This window comes from Sphingomonas sp. (assembly GCF_036387595.1).
Taxonomy (GTDB): Bacteria; Pseudomonadota; Alphaproteobacteria; order Sphingomonadales; family Sphingomonadaceae; genus Sphingomonas.
In genome coordinates, this window is sequence record NZ_DASVTL010000118.1 from 35625 (window position 1) to 52017 (window position 16393).

Below are 16393 nucleotides of genomic sequence, written 5' to 3' on the forward strand. Positions count from 1 at the left end.
GCTCGGGCGCGGGCGTCAACCGCCTTAACTTAAGCGTAGCGAACCCGCGGGCATGAACGAACTCATGGACGAGCGGATCACCGGCATCGCGCAAGACATCGCGGTCAGCATGCGTGGGCAGCTGCTCGGCACCTTTCTGGCGCCCGGATCGTCGCTGTCGCTGGGCGCGCTGGCACTGTCGCTAGCCGTGTTCGTCCTGCTCGTCGTACCGCGCAGGCGGCGGCCGGTAAGGTTCGCGGTGCTGCGCCGCGCGCTGTTCCCACGCCGCCTGCTGCGCAGTGCTTCGGGGCGCTGCGACCTCGTGTGCTTCGTCGGCGGACTGTTGTTCGCAGGGATCGCGATCGGCTGGGCGGTCGTATCGGCGGATCGGGTCGGAGCGGGCGTCACACGGCTGCTCGGGCCGTCGCTCAGGCTTGCCGCGCCCGTCTGGATCAGTGCACCGATCGCTACCGTCGCGCTCTTCCTCGCCTATGAATTCGGCTATTGGCTCGATCATTGGCTGAGCCACCGCGTCGCGTTCCTGTGGCGTTTCCACAAGGTCCATCACCAGGCGGAAAGCCTTTCGCTGCTTACCAACGGTCGTGTCCATCCGGTGGACACTATCGTATTCCACAATATCCTCGGACTCACGATGGGCACGACCGGCGGGCTGCTCGCGCACATCTTCGGGCCGGAGGCGACGCCGCTGACGCTGAGCGGCACCAACATCCTGATCCTGACCGCGGCGGTGGTGCTCACGCACCTGCAACATTCGCATCTGTGGTGGACGCTGGGACCGGGGTGGGGGCGGTGGCTGCTCGGCCCGGCGCATCACCAGATCCATCATTCCGCGGACCCGGTTCACTTCAACCGCAATCTCGGCAGCAGCCTGGCGGTGTTCGACCGGCTTTTCGGCACGTTCCACATGGCGGGCGAACGACCGGCGACCTTGCGCTTCGGGGTCGACGACGGTGAGCGCGCGCCGCACGGCGTGCGCGCCGCGCTGGTCCAGCCGTTCATAGATGCCGCGCGCGACATCGGCGCGGCCGCGAGGCGCGCAGGCGCGTTCGCGACGAAACGGACTGGCGCGACGAAACGGACTGGACGCAGCCAGGACAAGGCGACACCATCGGCGGCGTGAAGCGGCGTGCCCTTGCCCTCCTCCTGCTGCTCGCCGCCTGTGGCCGGGGAGAGGCGCCGCGTGGCGGCGCACGGCCCGAGCCGCAGCGGCCTTCGGTGCGGCAGACCGCGCAATGTCTCGCCGATCTCACTCGTGAGGGCGTCGCATTCCGCTCCCTTCCCGACAAGGATTATGGCGCGGGCTGCGGGGTTTACGGCGCGGTGCAGCTGACCGACATCGGCGTGCCGGTGACCGGGATCACCGCGATGCGATGCGGCAATGCGCGCGCCTTCTCGGCCTGGGTGCGCAATGCGGTGGCGCCGGCGGCGTATCAGACGTTCGGCAGCGAACTGGCGCGGGTCGAGGGGATGGGCACCTATGCCTGCCGCAACGTCGTGGGATCGCCACGCAATGCCGGCAGGCGATCGGGGCATGCGATCGCCAATGCCACCGATGTCGGCGGCTTCGTGCTGAAGGACGGGCGGCGCGTCACGATCCTGCGCGACTGGCGATCGGAGGACGACGCGACCCGCAATTTCCTCCAGACGGTCCGCGCCTCGGCCTGCCGCCGCTTCGGGACGGTCCTCAGCCCCGATTACAATGCAGCACACGCCAACCACCTCCATCTGGAGGACGACTCGGTTAGCTTCTGCCGGTAGCGCCGCGGCAAAAATTCCCGTACCAGCCCCGGATGACCGAGACACGTGTTCCCTCGCGGGTATTCGCCCGCGCCCGCCAGGATGCCGCTTCCGCCAAGGAGGCCGTATCGACCCCGCAGACGCAGAACCCGGCCTATGCGCTGGCCTTTCAGGACATGGACTTCCTGCTGCGCGAGGATCTGCGCCCGGTGCGGTTCCAGCTGGAGCTGATGAAGCCCGAGCTGCTGCTGGAAGAAGCGAAGATCGCCTCGACCTTCGTGATGTACGGGTCCGCGCGTATCCCCGAGCCGCACAAGGCGCACGCGCTGCTGGAGATGGCAACCGACCAGAAGAGCCGCCGCATCGCCGAGCGGCTGGTCGAAAAGAGCCGCTATTACGACGTCGCGCGCGAACTGGCCGCCAAGGTCTCCAACTTCCCGCGCGACGAACAGGGGATGCGGCACTTCGTCGTGTGTTCGGGCGGCGGCCCGTCCATCATGGAGGCCGCCAATCGCGGTGCGCACGACGTCGGCGCCGAATCGATCGGGCTGAACATCGTCCTGCCCCACGAACAGGCGCCCAACCCCTATGTTACCCCGTCGCTCAGCTTCCAGTTCCACTATTTCGCGCTGCGCAAGATGCACTTCCTGCTCCACGCGCGCGCCCTGGCCGCGTTTCCCGGCGGGTTCGGGACGTTCGATGAATTGTTCGAACTGCTGACGCTGATCCAGACCGGCAAGATCAAGCCGATTCCCGTGCTGCTGTTCGGTCGCGCCTTCTGGGAGCGGGTGGTGAATTTCGAGGCGCTGGTCGAGGAAGGCGTGGTCAGCGAACGCGATCTCGGCATCTTCACCTATGTCGAGACCGCCGACGAGGCATGGGATGTGGTGCAGCGTTTCTACGCCGAGGGCACCAAAGAGGTTCCGGCGCCGCCGGCCTGAGGCCCGGCGGCGGCGCGGTTACTGCGTGCGGGCGCCCTTGCGCGCCGCTTCGGGGTCGATCGACGGCGCGCCGCGCTCGGGCGTGCCGGTGTTGGCGATATCGCCGGTTTCGCCCCGCACATCGCTGGCCACCGCATCGACCGCATTCGCCGCGCCTGGCGCCGCGCCCGACCCGCCGCCGACCACATTGCCGCCGTCAGCCGGGGCCGCGCCTGCCGCAGGGGCGGCGGGGAGCGGCAGGTTCGAGCCCTGCTGGTTGAGATACAGAACAACGTTGGCGCGATCCTGCGCGTTCGCCAGGCCGGCAAAGCTCATCTTGGTGCCGGGGGCAAACTTGCGCGGGCTGGTCAGCCACGCGTTCATCTTGTCCCAGTCCCAATTGCCGCCGACGCCCTTTAGAGCGTCCGAATAGGCAAAGCCCGCCTGATGCCCCAGGTTCTTGCCGAGTACAGCGTACAGATTGGGGCCGATCCCGGCCGCGCCGCCCTGGTTGATCGTGTGGCACGAGGCGCATTTCTTGAACACCTCGGCGCCCTTGGCGGCGTCGGCCGTGCCCAGCAGCGATGCGATCGGCACCGCCGCGGCCTCGCCGCCGTCGCCGCCCTCTTCGACGACACCCTCGATCGCATAGCCCATCTTTTCGGGCCGCTCGCCGTGAAACACCATGCCGCCGACGATCGACAGCCCCAGTGCCGCGCCGCAGCCCGCCAGCACCCAGCCCGCGATCGTGTTGGTCCGATTGTCCATTATCTGCTCGATGTCCCGGCGCTGAAATCTCCTACCCCATAGAAAAGCCCCGCCCACACCGCAAGCACGCTTGGCAAGCCTGGGGCGCGCCCGTATCGCGTCGGCCGATGGATCAATATGCCGTCCCCGCCCAGCCGATCGTCGCGGCGATGACCCGCGCCGCCGCCGCCGAACCCGGCCGCACCGTCGCCTTTCAGGGTGCGCCAGGCGCCAACAGCCATGTCGCGGCGGTGCAGGCGTTTCCCGACGGGCTGCCGCTGCCGTGCTTCGATTTCGCCGATGCGATCGAGGCGGTCAAATCGCGCGCTGCGGATTGCGCGATCATCCCGATCGAAAATTCGCTCCACGGCCGCGTCGCCGACATGCACTTCCTGCTGCCCGAATCGGGGCTGGTCATCACCGGCGAACATTTCCTGGGCATCCGCCACGCGCTCCTCGGCGTCGGCCCGCGCGAGGGCGTGCGCCAGGCGATGAGCCATCCGCAGGCGCTGGGCCAATGCCGCCACTGGATGCGCGCCCACGATATACAGCCGGTCGCCTATCCCGACACCGCCGGTGCCGCTGCGGTGGTGGCCGAACTGGGCGACCCCGCGGTCGCCGCACTCGCGCCTGCCGCCGCTGCCGCGATCTATGGCCTGGAGGTGCTGGCCGACGACATCGCCGACGCCGATCACAACACCACGCGCTTCGTCACGCTGGCGCGTGGCGGCCGGCCCGCGGTCGGCGAAGGCCCATGGATGACGACGCTGATCTTCGAGGTGAAGAACGTGCCCGCCGCGCTCTACAAGGCGATGGGGGGCTTTGCGACCAACGGCGTGAACATGACCAAGCTCGAAAGCTATCAGCGCGGCGGCAGTTTCGCGGCGACCGAATTCTATGCCGACGTCGATGGCAGACCGGGCGAGGCCGGGTTCGATCGCGCGATCGAGGAACTGGGATTCCACGCCAAATGGGTGCGGCTGCTCGGCACCTATCGACAAGCGCGGGCGCGCGGCTGACCTACCGGGCGGCGCACGCCAGCGTCGCCGCGTCGATCGCGGTGGCGGCGCCGGCCAGCGCATAGACGTCGGCAAAGGGGCGCCCGCCCCCGCCCACCGCCTCAACGCTCATGCTGCGCCCGGCCCGCAACGCGGCGACCAGCGCGCGGTCGGTGGGCGCATCGGGTGCCCAGGCGTCGCGCGCGCCGGCCACCAGCGGGAAGCGGCGTTCGCCGATGCTCAGCGTCACGCCGGCGGAGACATCGCGCTCCCGGCTGAGGCGGACGTGGAGCGAGGCGCGCAGGCCGCGGGCGGGCCAGGTGGCGATGCTGGCGAAACCGTTCGGGTTGCCGCCCGCCATGATCGGCCGCGCGATCGCATAGCAGCGCGCCGGCACCGCGTCGCGAAAGGCACCCCAGCCGCGATACACGCCGATCGTCTCGCGCGCCGCCGCGGGGCCGGCGAGCAGCAGCAGCAGCGCGAGACTCTTCACGCCGGCGCCTGACCGGTGCCGCGATGCGCCAGCGTCTCGACCCCGCCCGCGATCAGCGACACCGACCCCTGCGGCAGGCCCGGCGCGACGGGCGCGTCGAGGCCATCGTGCGGCGCAAGCCCGGTCAGCACGCCGCGCAATACCCGGCTGGAGATGCCGTGCATGACAACCAGCCGATCGCCCGCATCGTCCGCGGTGTCGGCCGCCCAGGCACCGGTACGCTCGGCGATGGCGGCGTAGCTCTCGCCATCGGGCGCAGGCCGCAGGATACCGCCGGCGCCGATAACCGGCCCGACCTGCGCAACCACATCGGCGTAATAGCGCCCGCCCCAGCTGCCCATGCCGATCTCCACCAGCCGCGCATCGGTGCGCGCAGCGTGCCAGTCGAGTTCGAGATGTTCGGCGATGACGCTAAGCGTCTGGAGCGCGCGCCCGGTGGGCGACGCCCAGAGGGTCAGCGCCGGGCGCGCGCCCAGCAGCGTGCGCAGCGCAGCCCCCATCTCGTCTGCCTGCGCGAAGCCGTCGCGGGTCAGCGGCGTGTGTGCGTGATCGCCCTGCAAGCGGCGGGCGGCGTTGAAGACGGTCTCGCCATGCCGAGCGATATAATCTCGGCCGCGACGCGGGCTGGGCATTGCGGCGGGCAGATCAAGCTCCTGTGGCGAAAATACAACGAATTGCGCTGTTTAGCTGAGGTTCATGCAACATGCGCGGCCGTTAACCATTTGGCCCGTCCACCCCGCGTGCTGTTCGGGGGTGAGATAACGGAGTATTCCCATGCGTACCATGTCCCTCGCCGCGATGCTGATCGCTTCGCCGGTCGCGCTTGCTGCCGCCGCACCCGCCTTCGCACAAGCCACCGATCCCGTCTTCACCGGTCCGCGGGTCGAAGGCATTCTGGGTTACGACCATGTCGGCGCGGGTTCCAGCGTCGACAACGATAATGGCCGCGACGACCAGTCGATCGGCGGGCTGCTCTATGGCATCGGCGCCGGGTATGATGTCGCGGTCGGCGGCGCGCTGGTCGGCATCGAGGGCGAGATCACCGGATCGACCGCCAAGAGCGATCGCCGCGACTATAGCGCCGACTTCGGCTTCGGCCGGGTGAAGCAGGGCCGCGACCTGTACATCGGCGCGCGGGCGGGCATCCTGGCGACGCCGGAGACGCTGATCTATGCCAAGGGCGGCTATACCAATGCCCGGCTGAACGTGCTGGCGGGATCGACCAGCCAGACGACCGACACGGATTTCGACCTCGACGGCTGGCGCGTCGGTGCAGGTGTCGAGCGCGCGGTGGGGCCGAACAGCTACGCCAAGGTCGAATATCGCTATTCGAACTATCAGCGCGGCCAGGTGGATTACGTGAACGGCGCGACCAGCAGCCGCTTCGACGTCGATACCGACCGGCACCAGGTGGTCGCCAGCTACGGCTTCCGCTTCTGATCGGTTAACCATCTGGTAAGCGGAATCACGAGAGGGGTCGGGGCGCTTGCTCCGGCCCCTTTTTGGCTTGTAGGGTTGCGCGGCATTGCGGACGCCCCCGGGACTCGGGTTGGCACGGGGGAATATGATGAAGGCGACGATCGAACGCGCGACGCTCCTCAAGGGGCTGAGCCATGTCCAATCGGTGGTGGAGCGGCGCAACACGATCCCGATCCTGTCGAACGTGCTGCTGGAAGCCACCGCCGAGGGTGCGCTCAAGATGATGGCGACCGACCTCGATCTGCAGATCAACGAGAGCGTGGCAGCGGCAGTCGATCAGCCGGGCGCGACCACGGTGTCCGCCCACACCCTGTTCGACATCGCGCGCAAGCTGCCCGACGGCGCGCAGGTATCGCTGGCCGCGGCCGAAGGACGTCTGACGATCGTGGCGGGACGCGCGCGCTTCTCGCTCGGCACGCTGCCGCGCGACGATTTCCCGGTGATCGCGGAGGGCGAATTGCCGACCCAGTTCGAACTGGGCGCCAAGGAATTGAAGGAGATCATCGACAAGACCCGATTCGCGATCTCGACCGAGGAGACGCGTTACTATCTCAACGGCATCTTCCTCCACGTCGCCGACGCGGATGGCTCCGCGCCGGTGCTCAAGGCCGCGGCCACCGATGGCCACCGCTTGGCCAGGGTGACGATACCCCGGCCGGCAGGCGCGGAGGGGATGCCCGACGTGATCGTGCCGCGCAAATGTATCGCCGAGTTGCGCAAGTTGCTCGACGAGGTCGATGGCTCGGTCGGCGTATCGCTGTCGGGCACCAAGATCCGCTTCGACCTGGGCCGCGCGGTGCTGACGTCCAAACTGATCGACGGCACCTTCCCCGATTATTCACGGGTGATCCCGACCGGCAACGACAAGATCCTGAAACTCGACCCCAAGAGCTTCATGGAAGGCGTCGATCGCGTCTCGACGATCGCCACCGAGAAGACGCGCGCGGTGAAGATGGCGCTGGACCGCGACCGGATCACGCTGTCGGTGACCAGCCCCGAAAACGGCACCGCCGCCGAGGAAGTCCCCGGAGACTATGCCGCGCTGCCCTTCGAGATCGGCTTCAACAGCCGCTATCTGATGGACATATTGGGCCAGATCGAGGGCGACATCGTCGAGGTACACCTGGCCGACGCCGCCGCGCCGACGCTGATCCGCGAGAACGACAAGGCCTCGGCGCTGTACGTCCTGATGCCGATGCGGGTGTGAGAGTCCGTTTGAAGATGCGGTGAATCCGCGTTTTGCGGTGCCACCCTCCGCTTGGCCTCCAACGATGCTGCGCATCGCCGGAGCCTCCTTAGATCATGATGACGCCACCTTTACCCGTTCGTGCTGAGTAGAGGCCGAGTAGCCCCGCAGGGGCGTATCGAGGACTCGTATCGAAGCACCGTTGGTACGCGATCACCTGTCCTTCGATACGCCCTCTCGATACGCTGCTCCGCAGCTACTCGATGGCTACTCAGGACGAACGGGTGGGTGAGGCTGATGTCATCATGGTCTAGCCAAGCTACGCCCGCTCTCGAAACTCGCTCTTTCACGAGTTTTCGGACAGCCTCTGACGCCTCACGTCCAATAGAGGATGCGCGCGTCGGGTAACTGGGCGGCGATGGTGTCGTAGAAGAAGGTTCTCAGCGCCTTCATCGTGGGCAGGTCGTAAACCTGTTTCGACGTGCCGAACTTGGTACGCTTCTCGATCCGGTTGGCGGCGCTCATGTCGAGCGCCGAACCCGGATACCAGCTGTCGAGCGTCGCCTTCGACCCTTCGGTGAAGCGGTGGGTGATGAGTTCGACCGTCAGGTCCACGTCCGCTGCGCCATCCAGCGCAGTCGCGACGTCGGCGATCAGCCCGCCGTAAGCCGCCTGCCAGCCCTCGGCGGCGATGATCGGCGCGATCGTCAGGCCGATCGGATAGCCGGCATCGGCCATGCGCCGCATCGCGATCAGCCGGTCCGCGACCCGCGCGGTGCCGCCTTCGTAGCGCGCGAACAGCGCCGGGTTGAGCGACACCCGCATCCGCGTGCGGCCCGCGTGCGCGAGGCCCAGCAGCGGCGCGACGTCTGCGAACTTGGTCGTGAAGCGCAGCGCCGCGTCCAATCCTGCCGCGCCGAACCAGGATATCAGCGCGGCGAGCGACCCCGTCACCGGCTCGATCGCCAGTGGATCGGTGTAGCAGGACGCTTCGAAGGTCGTGCCCTCGTGCGCGCGCGCGCGGCTGCGCGAGGTGATCTGCCCCTGGCCGACGTACGCGGGGATCGTGTCGACGATCTCGTCGAGGTTGGCATAGGCGCGGGTGATCGGCGGGCCGGTCAACGACCCGGCCAGATAGCAATAGCTGCAATGCGCCGGGCACCCTTGCGCCAGATCGACGCGCCAGTCCGCGCTGGGCGGGATCGGCTGAAACCGGCGTCTGGAAGGTGGCGCGACGACGACCGCGAGCGTGGCCTTGGCCTCGGCATAGGCGCGCGCAGGATCGCTGGGGAGGTCCAGGGTCAGGCGGTCACCGGAAAGCTCGACGATCTCCGTCCCCAACGCCGCGGCCCGCTCGACCATCGCGCGGCCATGCGCGAAGCCGCGCGCGGCGCGGGTCACGAGCAGGCGGCGCGGGCGCCAGACGCGCGGGCTGGTCGGTTCGGGCATCCTTCGTTAACCCGCGAGGACGACTTGCGTTCAGGGGGAGTGGACTATGCAACGAAGGACGTTCCTGATCGGCGCCGGTGCGACGCTGGCGAGCGGTGCCGCGGCGCGGACGCCGATGTTCGGCGGCGCCGGCTTCGCGGAAGCGGTCGCGGCGCTGGAGCGGGAGACGCGGGGGCGGATGGGGGTGGCGATCCTCGACACTGCGAGCGGCGCGCGCTTCGCCTGGCGCGGCGGTGAGCGCTTCCCGATGTGCAGCACGTTCAAGATGGTGCTGGCCGGGGCGGTGCTGGCGCGGATCGATACGGCACGCGAGCGGCTCGACCGCACCGTAGCGGTGGCGCGCGGCGATCTGGTGCCGCACGCGCCGTTTGCCGAAACGCGCGTCGGTGGCACCGCGACCGTGGCGGAACTGTGCGCCGCCGCGGTCGGGCAGAGCGACAATGCGGCGGCGAATTTGCTGCTGGCGACGTTGGGCGGACCCGTGGGATTGACGCGATTTCTGCGGGCGACGGGCGATCCGGCGACCCGGCTCGACCGACTGGAGCCGATGCTCAACAGCGCCATGCCGGGCGACCCGCGCGACACGACGACCCCGGCGGCCATGCTGGCGACGTTGCGGCGGCTGACCCTGGGAACCGTGCTGTCCGCCGATTCGCGTGCACGGCTGGTCGCGTGGATGGTAGCTGCGACCACCGGGACGAAGCGACTACGTGCAGGGCTGCCTGCGCAATGGCGGGTCGCGGACAAGACGGGAGCGGGGAACAACGGCACCGACAACGTCGTCGCGCTGCTCTGGCCGGCCGGGCGTGCCGCACCCTTGCTGGTGACGAGCTACATCACCGGATCGCCTCTGCCACTGGCTCAGACCAATGCGGCCCAGGCCCAGCTCGGGCGCGCGATCGCGGCGGCGGTTCGGGGCTGAGGCACCGAAAGCCCCGCGGCATTGACCTGGCGCCGGCGTAGGATCATGCGCTGCTCAAGGCGCACCACGACATATTGATGAGCGGCGATCCCGATGCCGTTTCCTCGGTGCGCTTCCGCCTGCGCCGCAGCGACGGCACCCTGGCCTGGATCGAGGCTGCCGCGCGTGTCGCGCAATATCGCGGCCAGACGTGCAGCATCTCGGTGTCGCGCGACGTGACCCAGCAGGTCGAGACCGAGCGCGAACTGCAGGCCGCACGGATCGAAGCGGAGGCCGCGGCAAACGCCAAGTCATCCTTCCTGGCCACGATGAGCCACGAGATCCGCACGCCGATGACCGGGGTGCTTGGCATGATCGAGCTGTTGCGCGGCGACGTCGAGCCGGCCGAACGCGCACGCTTCTTCGAACGGTTGGAACAATCCGCCCGGACGCTGATGACCGTGCTCGACGACGTGCTCGATTATTCCAAGATCGAAACGGGCAATCTGAGCCTGGAAGACGCCAGCTTCGATCTCGAAGGCGTGGTGCGCAACGCGGTCGATCTGTTCGCCGGCGCCGCCTCGCGCAAGGGGCTTTCGCTGTCGCTGGCGGCGCCGGGAACGGATTCGTTCGTGCGCGGCGACGCCATCCGCGTGCAGCAAATTCTCTCCAACCTCATCAGCAATGCGATCAAGTTCACCGAAGCGGGGGGGGATCACCGTCCATCTGACCAGCGCGCCCGAAGAGGGGGAGCGCACCCGCTGGCGAATCGCGGTCGCGGATACCGGGATTGGCATCGACCCGGCGGCTAGCCACCGGCTGTCCTCGCCCTTCGTCCAGGCGGATCTGTCGACGACGCGGCGGTTCGGCGGAACCGGCCTCGGCCTCGGCCTGACCATCAGCAAGCGGCTGGTCGGCGCGATGGGTGGCGTCATCGGGATCGATCCGGCGGCTGGGGGGCGAGGAGTTCGGCATCGTCATGCCCGCCACGACGCTGGTCGGCGCGCACCAGGCCGCCGAGCGGTTGCGCGAGGCGATCGGGGCGCGCAGCCTGGCCGACATCGACCCCGACCTCTCCTTGGCCATAAGCGCGGGCGTGGCCACGATCGGCGGTTTGGCGTAATCTTGCTGCGCTTGCGAAATGACGCTTGCGCGGACCCAGCGAATCGGTCATCTTTTGCGCGTTCGGCGATGATGCCGGACACGAGATAAGCGCAGCGCGGTTCCAACGGGGGGATCGCACGGCGTCGGACGGCCGGATGGTCGTCCACAGGCAACGAAGCCGCTTCGACACGTCCTCCACGGGCGCGTCGGAGCGGCTTTTTCTTTGTCCATCGCAGATGGGGGGACGAACATGGCGACCGCGTTCTGGAACGACGAGACACACGATACCCGCAGCGGGTTCTGGGCCAGTGGCCATGTGCCCACGCTGATTGCGGCATTCCTGTATTTCGACCTCGCCTTCATGGTTTGGGTGCTGCTCGGGCCGCTGGCACCGGAGATCGCCAAGACGCTGGCGCTGACCCCGGCGGAAAAGGGATTGATGGTCGCCGTGCCGACGCTGGCGGGGGCGATCCTGCGGGTCGTCAACGGGCTGCTCGTCGACCGCATCGGGCCGAAGCGCTCGGGCGCGATCAGCCAGATGATCGTCATCGGCGGGTTGCTGTCGGCGTGGATGCTGGGGGTGAACAGCTTTGCGGGCACGCTCGCGCTGGGGGTCATCCTGGGCTTTGCCGGCGCCAGCTTCGCGATCGCGCTGCCGCTCGCCAGCCGCTGGTATCCGCCCGAGCATCAGGGCAAGGCGATGGGCCTGGCCGGCATGGGCAATTCGGGCACCGTGCTGGCCGCGCTGTTCGCACCGACCCTGGCCAAGCTGTTCGGCTGGAACGCGGTGCTCGGCCTCGCCTGCATCCCGCTGGCGATCGTGCTGGCGCTGTATCTGGTGATGGCCAAGGACGCGCCGACGGCACCTGCGCCGAAATCGCTGGTCGAATATCTGGCACCATTGCGGGCACCCGACGCCTGGTGGCTGATGGGTTTCTACGCGGTCACCTTCGGCGGCTTCGTCGGGTTGGCGGCATCGCTGCCGATCTATTTCACCGATCGCTTCGGCCTGACCACGATCGTCGCGGGCTATTGCACCGCGGCCTGCGTGCTGGCGGGATCGCTGGTGCGGCCGATGGGCGGCGCGCTGGCGGACCGGATCGGCGGCGTGAAGACGCTGACCGCGGTGTTCGTCGTCGCGGCGCTGGCGCTCGCCGGGGTCAGCGCCGCGCCGACGGTCGGAAGCGCGCTGGGGCTGTTCGTGCTGGCGATGCTGGCGCTGGGCACCGGCAACGGCGCGGTGTTCCAGCTGGTGCCGCAGCGCTTCTCGGCGGAGATCGGGGTGATGACCGGCTTGGTCGGCATGGCGGGCGGCATCGGCGGCTTCTATCTCGCCTCCTCGCTCGGCCTGGCCAAGCAGCTGACCGGCAGCTTCCAATGGGGCTTCCTGATCTTTGCCGGGCTGGCCGTCATCGCGCTCGCCGGGCTGACGCTGGTAAAGGGCAGCTGGCGCCGCGAGTGGACCGCCGCGCAAGGCGTGCGGATTTGATCCCCCGGGGGGGACCGCCAGGAGCGATGCGCGCGCTCCTCGCCGTGGCGGCCACCGCGGCAACGCCGGCACTGGCCCAGGACATCGCGCTCAAGCCGCTCGCCAGTGCCCGGCTGCGCTACGAAACGGTCGAGCAGGACGGCATCGCCGCCCAGGCCGACGCGCTGACGCTGCGGGTGCGCACGGGGGTGCAGGCGACGAGCGGCGCGTTCGCCGCGCTGGTCGAGGCGCAGGGCAATCTGGCGATCGTCGGCGATTACTACGACGGGGTGAACGGCATCGCGGACTGCCCCCTGGTCGCGGACCCCCAGAACGTCGCGCTGTTCCGCGCGCAGGTTCGATATCAGACCAGGGCGGTGGCGATCACCGCCGGGCGGCAGCGGATCGTGCTGGACGACGAGCGTTTCGTCGGCGACGTCGCTTTCCGCCAAAACGCCCAGACCTTCGACGCGGTGCGGGTCGAATGGGCGGGCCTCCCCAGGCTGAAGGCCGACGTCAGCTATATCGGCGCGGTTCGCACGATCTGGGGTATCGACGGCAAGGGCGCGCGGCCGACCGTCATTCCCGGCGACACGATGCTCGCCAATATCGCCTACGCCACCCCGATCGGCACCGCGACCGGCTTTGCCTATCTGATCGACCAGGACAGCGCAGGCGTGCAGGGGTTCCGGCTGTCGAGCCAGAGCTATGGCGTCCGGCTGGTGGGCACGCATGCCTTCGCCCCGTCTGTCAGGCTCGCCTATCAGGGCAGCTATGCGCGGCAGAGCGACTATCGCGGCAACCCCAACCGCTATGCCGCCGATTATCATCTGCTGGATGCCACGCTGGGCGTCCGCGCCTTCAAGCTGGGCGGCGGCTATGAGGTGCTGGGCGCGGGTAGCGGTGCGCCGCTGACCTCCTTCCAGACGCCGCTCGCGACGGGGTTCAAGTTCCAGGGCTGGGCGAACAAGTTCCTGACGACGCCGCCCGACGGCGTGCGCGATGCCCATGCGAGCGTCGGCTATGCGGCGCCTGCAATCGGCGCGCTGAAAGCGGTGACGTTCCAGGCGATCTACCACCGCTTCGAAAGCGACCGGCAGGTCCGCCATTACGGCAACGAGATCGACCTGCTCGCCACCGCCAAGTGGCGCAGGACGAACGTCGCCGTCCGCTACGCCGATTACCGCGCGGACGGCTTTGCCGCGGACACCACGAAACTCTGGCTGCAATTGGATTGGACGATCTGATGGAACATCGGCGCATCGAAGCGGGGCGGGATGCCCGTGAACATCTTGTCGTGATCGGCAACGGCATGGCCGGGTGCCGCGCGGTCGAGGAACTGCTGGCGCGCGATCCCGCGCGTTACCGGGTGACGATCTTCGGCGCCGAGCCGCACGTCAACTACAACCGCATCATGCTTTCCCCCGTGCTGGCGGGCGAGAAGACGTTCGACGAGATCGTCATCAACGACCTCGCCTGGTATGCAGCCCATGCGATCGACCTGATCGCGGGCGATCCCGTCATCGCGATCGACCGGGCGGCAAGAACCGTCACCGCGCGGTCTGGGCGCAGCGTCGCTTACGACCGGCTGCTGATCGCGACCGGGTCCGACCCCTTCATCATCCCGGTGCCGGGCAAGGATCTGCCCGGCGTCATCACCTTTCGCGACATGGCCGACGTCGATCACATGGTCGCCGCGGCGGGCAGAGGCGGCGATGCGGTGGTCATCGGCGGCGGGCTGCTGGGGCTGGAGGCCGCCCACGGGCTGACGCTTCGCGGCATGAAGGTGACGGTCATCCACCTGATGCCGACGCTGATGGAGCGCCAGCTGGACGAGGCGGCGGGCTGGCTGCTCAGATCGGCGCTGGAGGCGCGTGGGCAGACGATCCTGACCAGCGCGAACACCGCCGAGATCGTCGGCGAGCACGCGGTCGAGGGCGTCAAGCTGAAGGACGGCACGCTGATCCCGGCGTCGCTGGTCGTCATGGCGGTCGGCATCCGGCCGGCAGTGGCGCTGGCGCGCGAGGCGGGGCTGGAGATCGGGCGCGGGATCAAGGTGGACGACCACATGGTCACCTCCGATCCCGCGATCCTGGCGGTCGGCGAGTGCGTCGAGCATGAGGGCAACGTCTATGGCCTGGTCGCGCCGCTGTGGGACATGTGCCGCGCGCTCGCCGACGGGCTGACCGACAGCCATAGCGGCTATCGCGGATCGGTGACGTCGACCAAGCTGAAGGTGTCGGGGATCGACGTCTTCTCCGCCGGCGACTTTTCCGGCGGTGAAGGCGCGGAGGACATCGTCCTGCGCGATGCCAGCCGCGGCATCTACAAGCGCGTCGTGGTGAAGGACGACCGGGTCGTCGGCGCGGTCCTGTATGGCGATACCGCGGACGGCGGCTGGTATTTCGACCTGATGAAGCGCGGCGAAGACATCGCGCCCCTGCGCGACATGCTGATCTTCGGCCAGGCCTTCGCCTCGGGAGGAGGCGCGCTGGACCCTAGTCTGGCCGTTGCGGCGCTCTCGGACGATGCCGAGATCTGCGGCTGCAACGGCGTCAGCAAGGGCAAGGTCGCAGCGTGCATCGTCGGCGGCGCGCACAGCCTGGACGCGGTACGCGCCGGGTGCAAGGCATCGGCGAGCTGCGGATCGTGCACCGGACTGGTCGAGACGTTGCTCGCGCTGCAACTGGGCGACGAGGTGCAGGCGGGCGCGAAGACGATGTGCAAATGCACCAGCTTCGGCCACGACGACGTGCGCCGGGAGATCGTGGCGCAGGACATGCGCACCATCCCCGAGGTCATGCAGCGGCTGCACTGGTCGACCCCGGACGGCTGTTCGTCGTGCCGCCCCGCGCTCAATTACTACCTGCTCTGCGCGCTGCCTGGCGAGTATCGCGACGACCAGCAGAGCCGCTTCGTCAACGAACGCATGCACGCCAATATCCAGAAGGACGGCACCTATTCGGTCGTGCCGCGGATGTGGGGCGGGATCACATCCTCAAAGGAATTGCGCGCGATCGCCGATGTGGTCGAGAAATACGACGCGCCCCTGGTCAAGGTGACGGGTGGTCAGCGGCTCGACATCTTCGGCATCAAGAAGGAGGATCTGCCCGCGGTCTGGGCCGATCTGAACGCCGCCGGGATGGTGTCCGGCCATGCTTACGGCAAGGCGCTGCGCACCGTGAAGACGTGCGTCGGCAGCGAATGGTGCCGGTTCGGCACGCAGGATTCGACAGGGCTGGGGGTGAAGATCGAGCGCGAGACCTGGGCGTCGTGGATGCCCCACAAGTTCAAGATCGCGGTCAGCGGCTGCCCGCGCAATTGCGCCGAGGCGACGATCAAGGACTTCGGCATCATCTGCGTCGACAGCGGCTACGAACTCCACGTCGGCGGCAATGGCGGGATCAAGGTTCGCGCCACCGACCTGCTCTGCAAGGTCTCCACCGAAGGGGAGGCGATGGAGATGTGCGCCGCGTTCATCCAGCTCTACCGCGAAGAAGCCCGCTATCTGGAGCGCACCGCGCCGTGGCTCGAGCGTGTCGGGCTCGATTACATCAAGTCGCGGCTGGTTCCCGATGCCGACGCCCGCGCTGCTCTGGCGAAGCGTTTCGTCCACTCGCAGCAGTTCACGCAGGATGACCCCTGGGCAGCGCGCGTGGCCGGGGCGGACCGAGAGCAGCATGCGCCGATTGCGCGCTTCGAACCCCAGTCATCAATTGTGGCAGAGGAGATCGGGGCATGATCGGCGAATGGCTCGACATCGGCTGGGTGGACGAGATCCCCGTCCGCGGCAGCCGCACCGTGCAGGTCGCGGGTGGCGAGGACTTGGCCGTGTTCCGCACCGGCGAGGGCAAGATATTCGCGCTCCTCGATCGCTGTCCGCACAAGCATGGCCGCCTCTCCCAGGGTAT

Annotated in this window: 17 protein-coding genes and 1 pseudogene; 14 read left to right on the forward strand and 4 right to left on the reverse strand. The window is 68.3% G+C overall.

Features of this window, described 5'->3' with window-relative positions; translation table 11 throughout:
* The first annotated feature begins 52 nt into the window (after positions 1–52).
* From VF643_RS15040 to VF643_RS15050, 3 genes are read left to right on the forward strand one after another with little or no spacing between them, the layout of a single operon-like run.
* Positions 53–1120 (forward strand): sterol desaturase family protein, encoded by a 1068-nt coding sequence (locus VF643_RS15040; protein WP_331044199.1) that lies wholly within the window; start codon positions 53–55, stop codon positions 1118–1120.
* A complete protein-coding gene (locus tag VF643_RS15045) occupies positions 1117–1758 on the forward strand; it encodes an extensin family protein (protein ID WP_331044200.1) in 642 nt (213 codons plus the stop codon). Before VF643_RS15040 ends, VF643_RS15045 begins: the two co-directional genes overlap by 4 nt.
* Positions 1759–1790: 32 nt before the next feature.
* Positions 1791–2678, forward strand: coding sequence for a TIGR00730 family Rossman fold protein (locus VF643_RS15050; protein WP_331044201.1), 888 nt, complete (start codon positions 1791–1793; stop codon positions 2676–2678).
* Between the two features lie 18 nt (positions 2679–2696).
* Here the strand turns inward: VF643_RS15050 and VF643_RS15055 are convergent, their stop codons facing one another.
* A complete protein-coding gene (locus tag VF643_RS15055; protein WP_331044202.1) occupies positions 2697–3425 on the reverse strand; it encodes a cytochrome c family protein in 729 nt (242 codons plus the stop codon).
* A 107-nt stretch (positions 3426–3532) separates the two neighbouring features.
* Between VF643_RS15055 and VF643_RS15060 the strand changes: the two genes are divergently transcribed.
* Positions 3533–4423 carry a prephenate dehydratase gene (locus VF643_RS15060; RefSeq protein ID WP_331044203.1) on the forward strand — a complete coding sequence of 297 codons (891 nt, stop codon included), beginning with the start codon at positions 3533–3535 and terminating at the stop codon, positions 4421–4423.
* Position 4424: 1 nt separating this feature from the next.
* Here VF643_RS15060 and VF643_RS15065 read toward each other — a convergent pair whose 3' ends face one another.
* Positions 4425–4895 (reverse strand): invasion associated locus B family protein, encoded by a 471-nt coding sequence (locus VF643_RS15065; RefSeq protein WP_331044204.1) that lies wholly within the window; start codon positions 4893–4895, stop codon positions 4425–4427.
* The gene (locus VF643_RS15070; RefSeq protein ID WP_331044205.1) at positions 4892–5527 is read right to left on the reverse strand and encodes a histidine phosphatase family protein; all 636 of its coding nucleotides are present in this window, start codon (positions 5525–5527) and stop codon (positions 4892–4894) included. Before VF643_RS15070 ends, VF643_RS15065 begins: the two co-directional genes overlap by 4 nt.
* 142 nt (positions 5528–5669) lie before the next feature.
* On the opposite strand from VF643_RS15070, the gene VF643_RS15075 reads away from it, so the two are divergent.
* Both VF643_RS15075 and dnaN read left to right on the forward strand, forming a co-directional pair.
* The gene (locus VF643_RS15075) at positions 5670–6335 is read left to right on the forward strand and encodes an outer membrane protein (RefSeq protein WP_331044206.1); all 666 of its coding nucleotides are present in this window, start codon (positions 5670–5672) and stop codon (positions 6333–6335) included.
* Between the two features lie 127 nt (positions 6336–6462).
* The gene (dnaN, locus tag VF643_RS15080) at positions 6463–7581 is read left to right on the forward strand and encodes a DNA polymerase III subunit beta (RefSeq protein ID WP_331044218.1); all 1119 of its coding nucleotides are present in this window, start codon (positions 6463–6465) and stop codon (positions 7579–7581) included.
* 354 nt (positions 7582–7935) lie between these two features.
* Here dnaN and VF643_RS15085 read toward each other — a convergent pair whose 3' ends face one another.
* A complete protein-coding gene (locus VF643_RS15085) occupies positions 7936–9009 on the reverse strand; it encodes an SPL family radical SAM protein (protein ID WP_331044207.1) in 1074 nt (357 codons plus the stop codon).
* 46 nt (positions 9010–9055) lie between these two features.
* Here VF643_RS15085 and bla point away from each other — a divergent pair, with 46 nt between their 5' ends.
* From bla to VF643_RS15120, 8 genes and pseudogenes are all read left to right on the forward strand, one after another.
* Positions 9056–9931, forward strand: a complete 876-nt coding sequence (bla, locus tag VF643_RS15090; RefSeq protein ID WP_331044208.1) for a class A beta-lactamase — start codon at positions 9056–9058, stop codon at positions 9929–9931.
* A 77-nt stretch (positions 9932–10008) separates the two neighbouring features.
* Complete coding sequence (locus tag VF643_RS15095; RefSeq protein ID WP_331044209.1) at positions 10009–10722, forward strand: sensor histidine kinase; 714 nt, start codon at positions 10009–10011, stop codon at positions 10720–10722.
* Positions 10637–10810, forward strand: a pseudogene (locus tag VF643_RS16170) (ATP-binding protein); the annotation flags it as partial. The gene VF643_RS15095 and the pseudogene VF643_RS16170, both read left to right, overlap by 86 nt.
* A gap of 25 nt (positions 10811–10835) precedes the next feature.
* Positions 10836–11033 (forward strand): diguanylate cyclase domain-containing protein, encoded by a 198-nt coding sequence (locus tag VF643_RS15100; RefSeq protein ID WP_331044210.1) that lies wholly within the window; start codon positions 10836–10838, stop codon positions 11031–11033.
* A 231-nt stretch (positions 11034–11264) separates the two neighbouring features.
* Positions 11265–12503, forward strand: coding sequence for a nitrate/nitrite transporter (locus VF643_RS15105; RefSeq protein WP_331044211.1), 1239 nt, complete (start codon positions 11265–11267; stop codon positions 12501–12503).
* 26 nt (positions 12504–12529) lie between these two features.
* Positions 12530–13729, forward strand: coding sequence for a hypothetical protein (locus VF643_RS15110; RefSeq protein ID WP_331044212.1), 1200 nt, complete (start codon positions 12530–12532; stop codon positions 13727–13729).
* Positions 13729–16224, forward strand: a complete 2496-nt coding sequence (gene nirB, locus VF643_RS15115; protein ID WP_331044213.1) for a nitrite reductase large subunit NirB — start codon at positions 13729–13731, stop codon at positions 16222–16224. Before VF643_RS15110 ends, nirB begins: the two co-directional genes overlap by 1 nt.
* A partial coding sequence (locus VF643_RS15120; RefSeq protein WP_331044219.1) for a Rieske 2Fe-2S domain-containing protein occupies positions 16221–16393 on the forward strand: 173 nt, incomplete at its 3' end. The genes nirB and VF643_RS15120, both read left to right, overlap by 4 nt.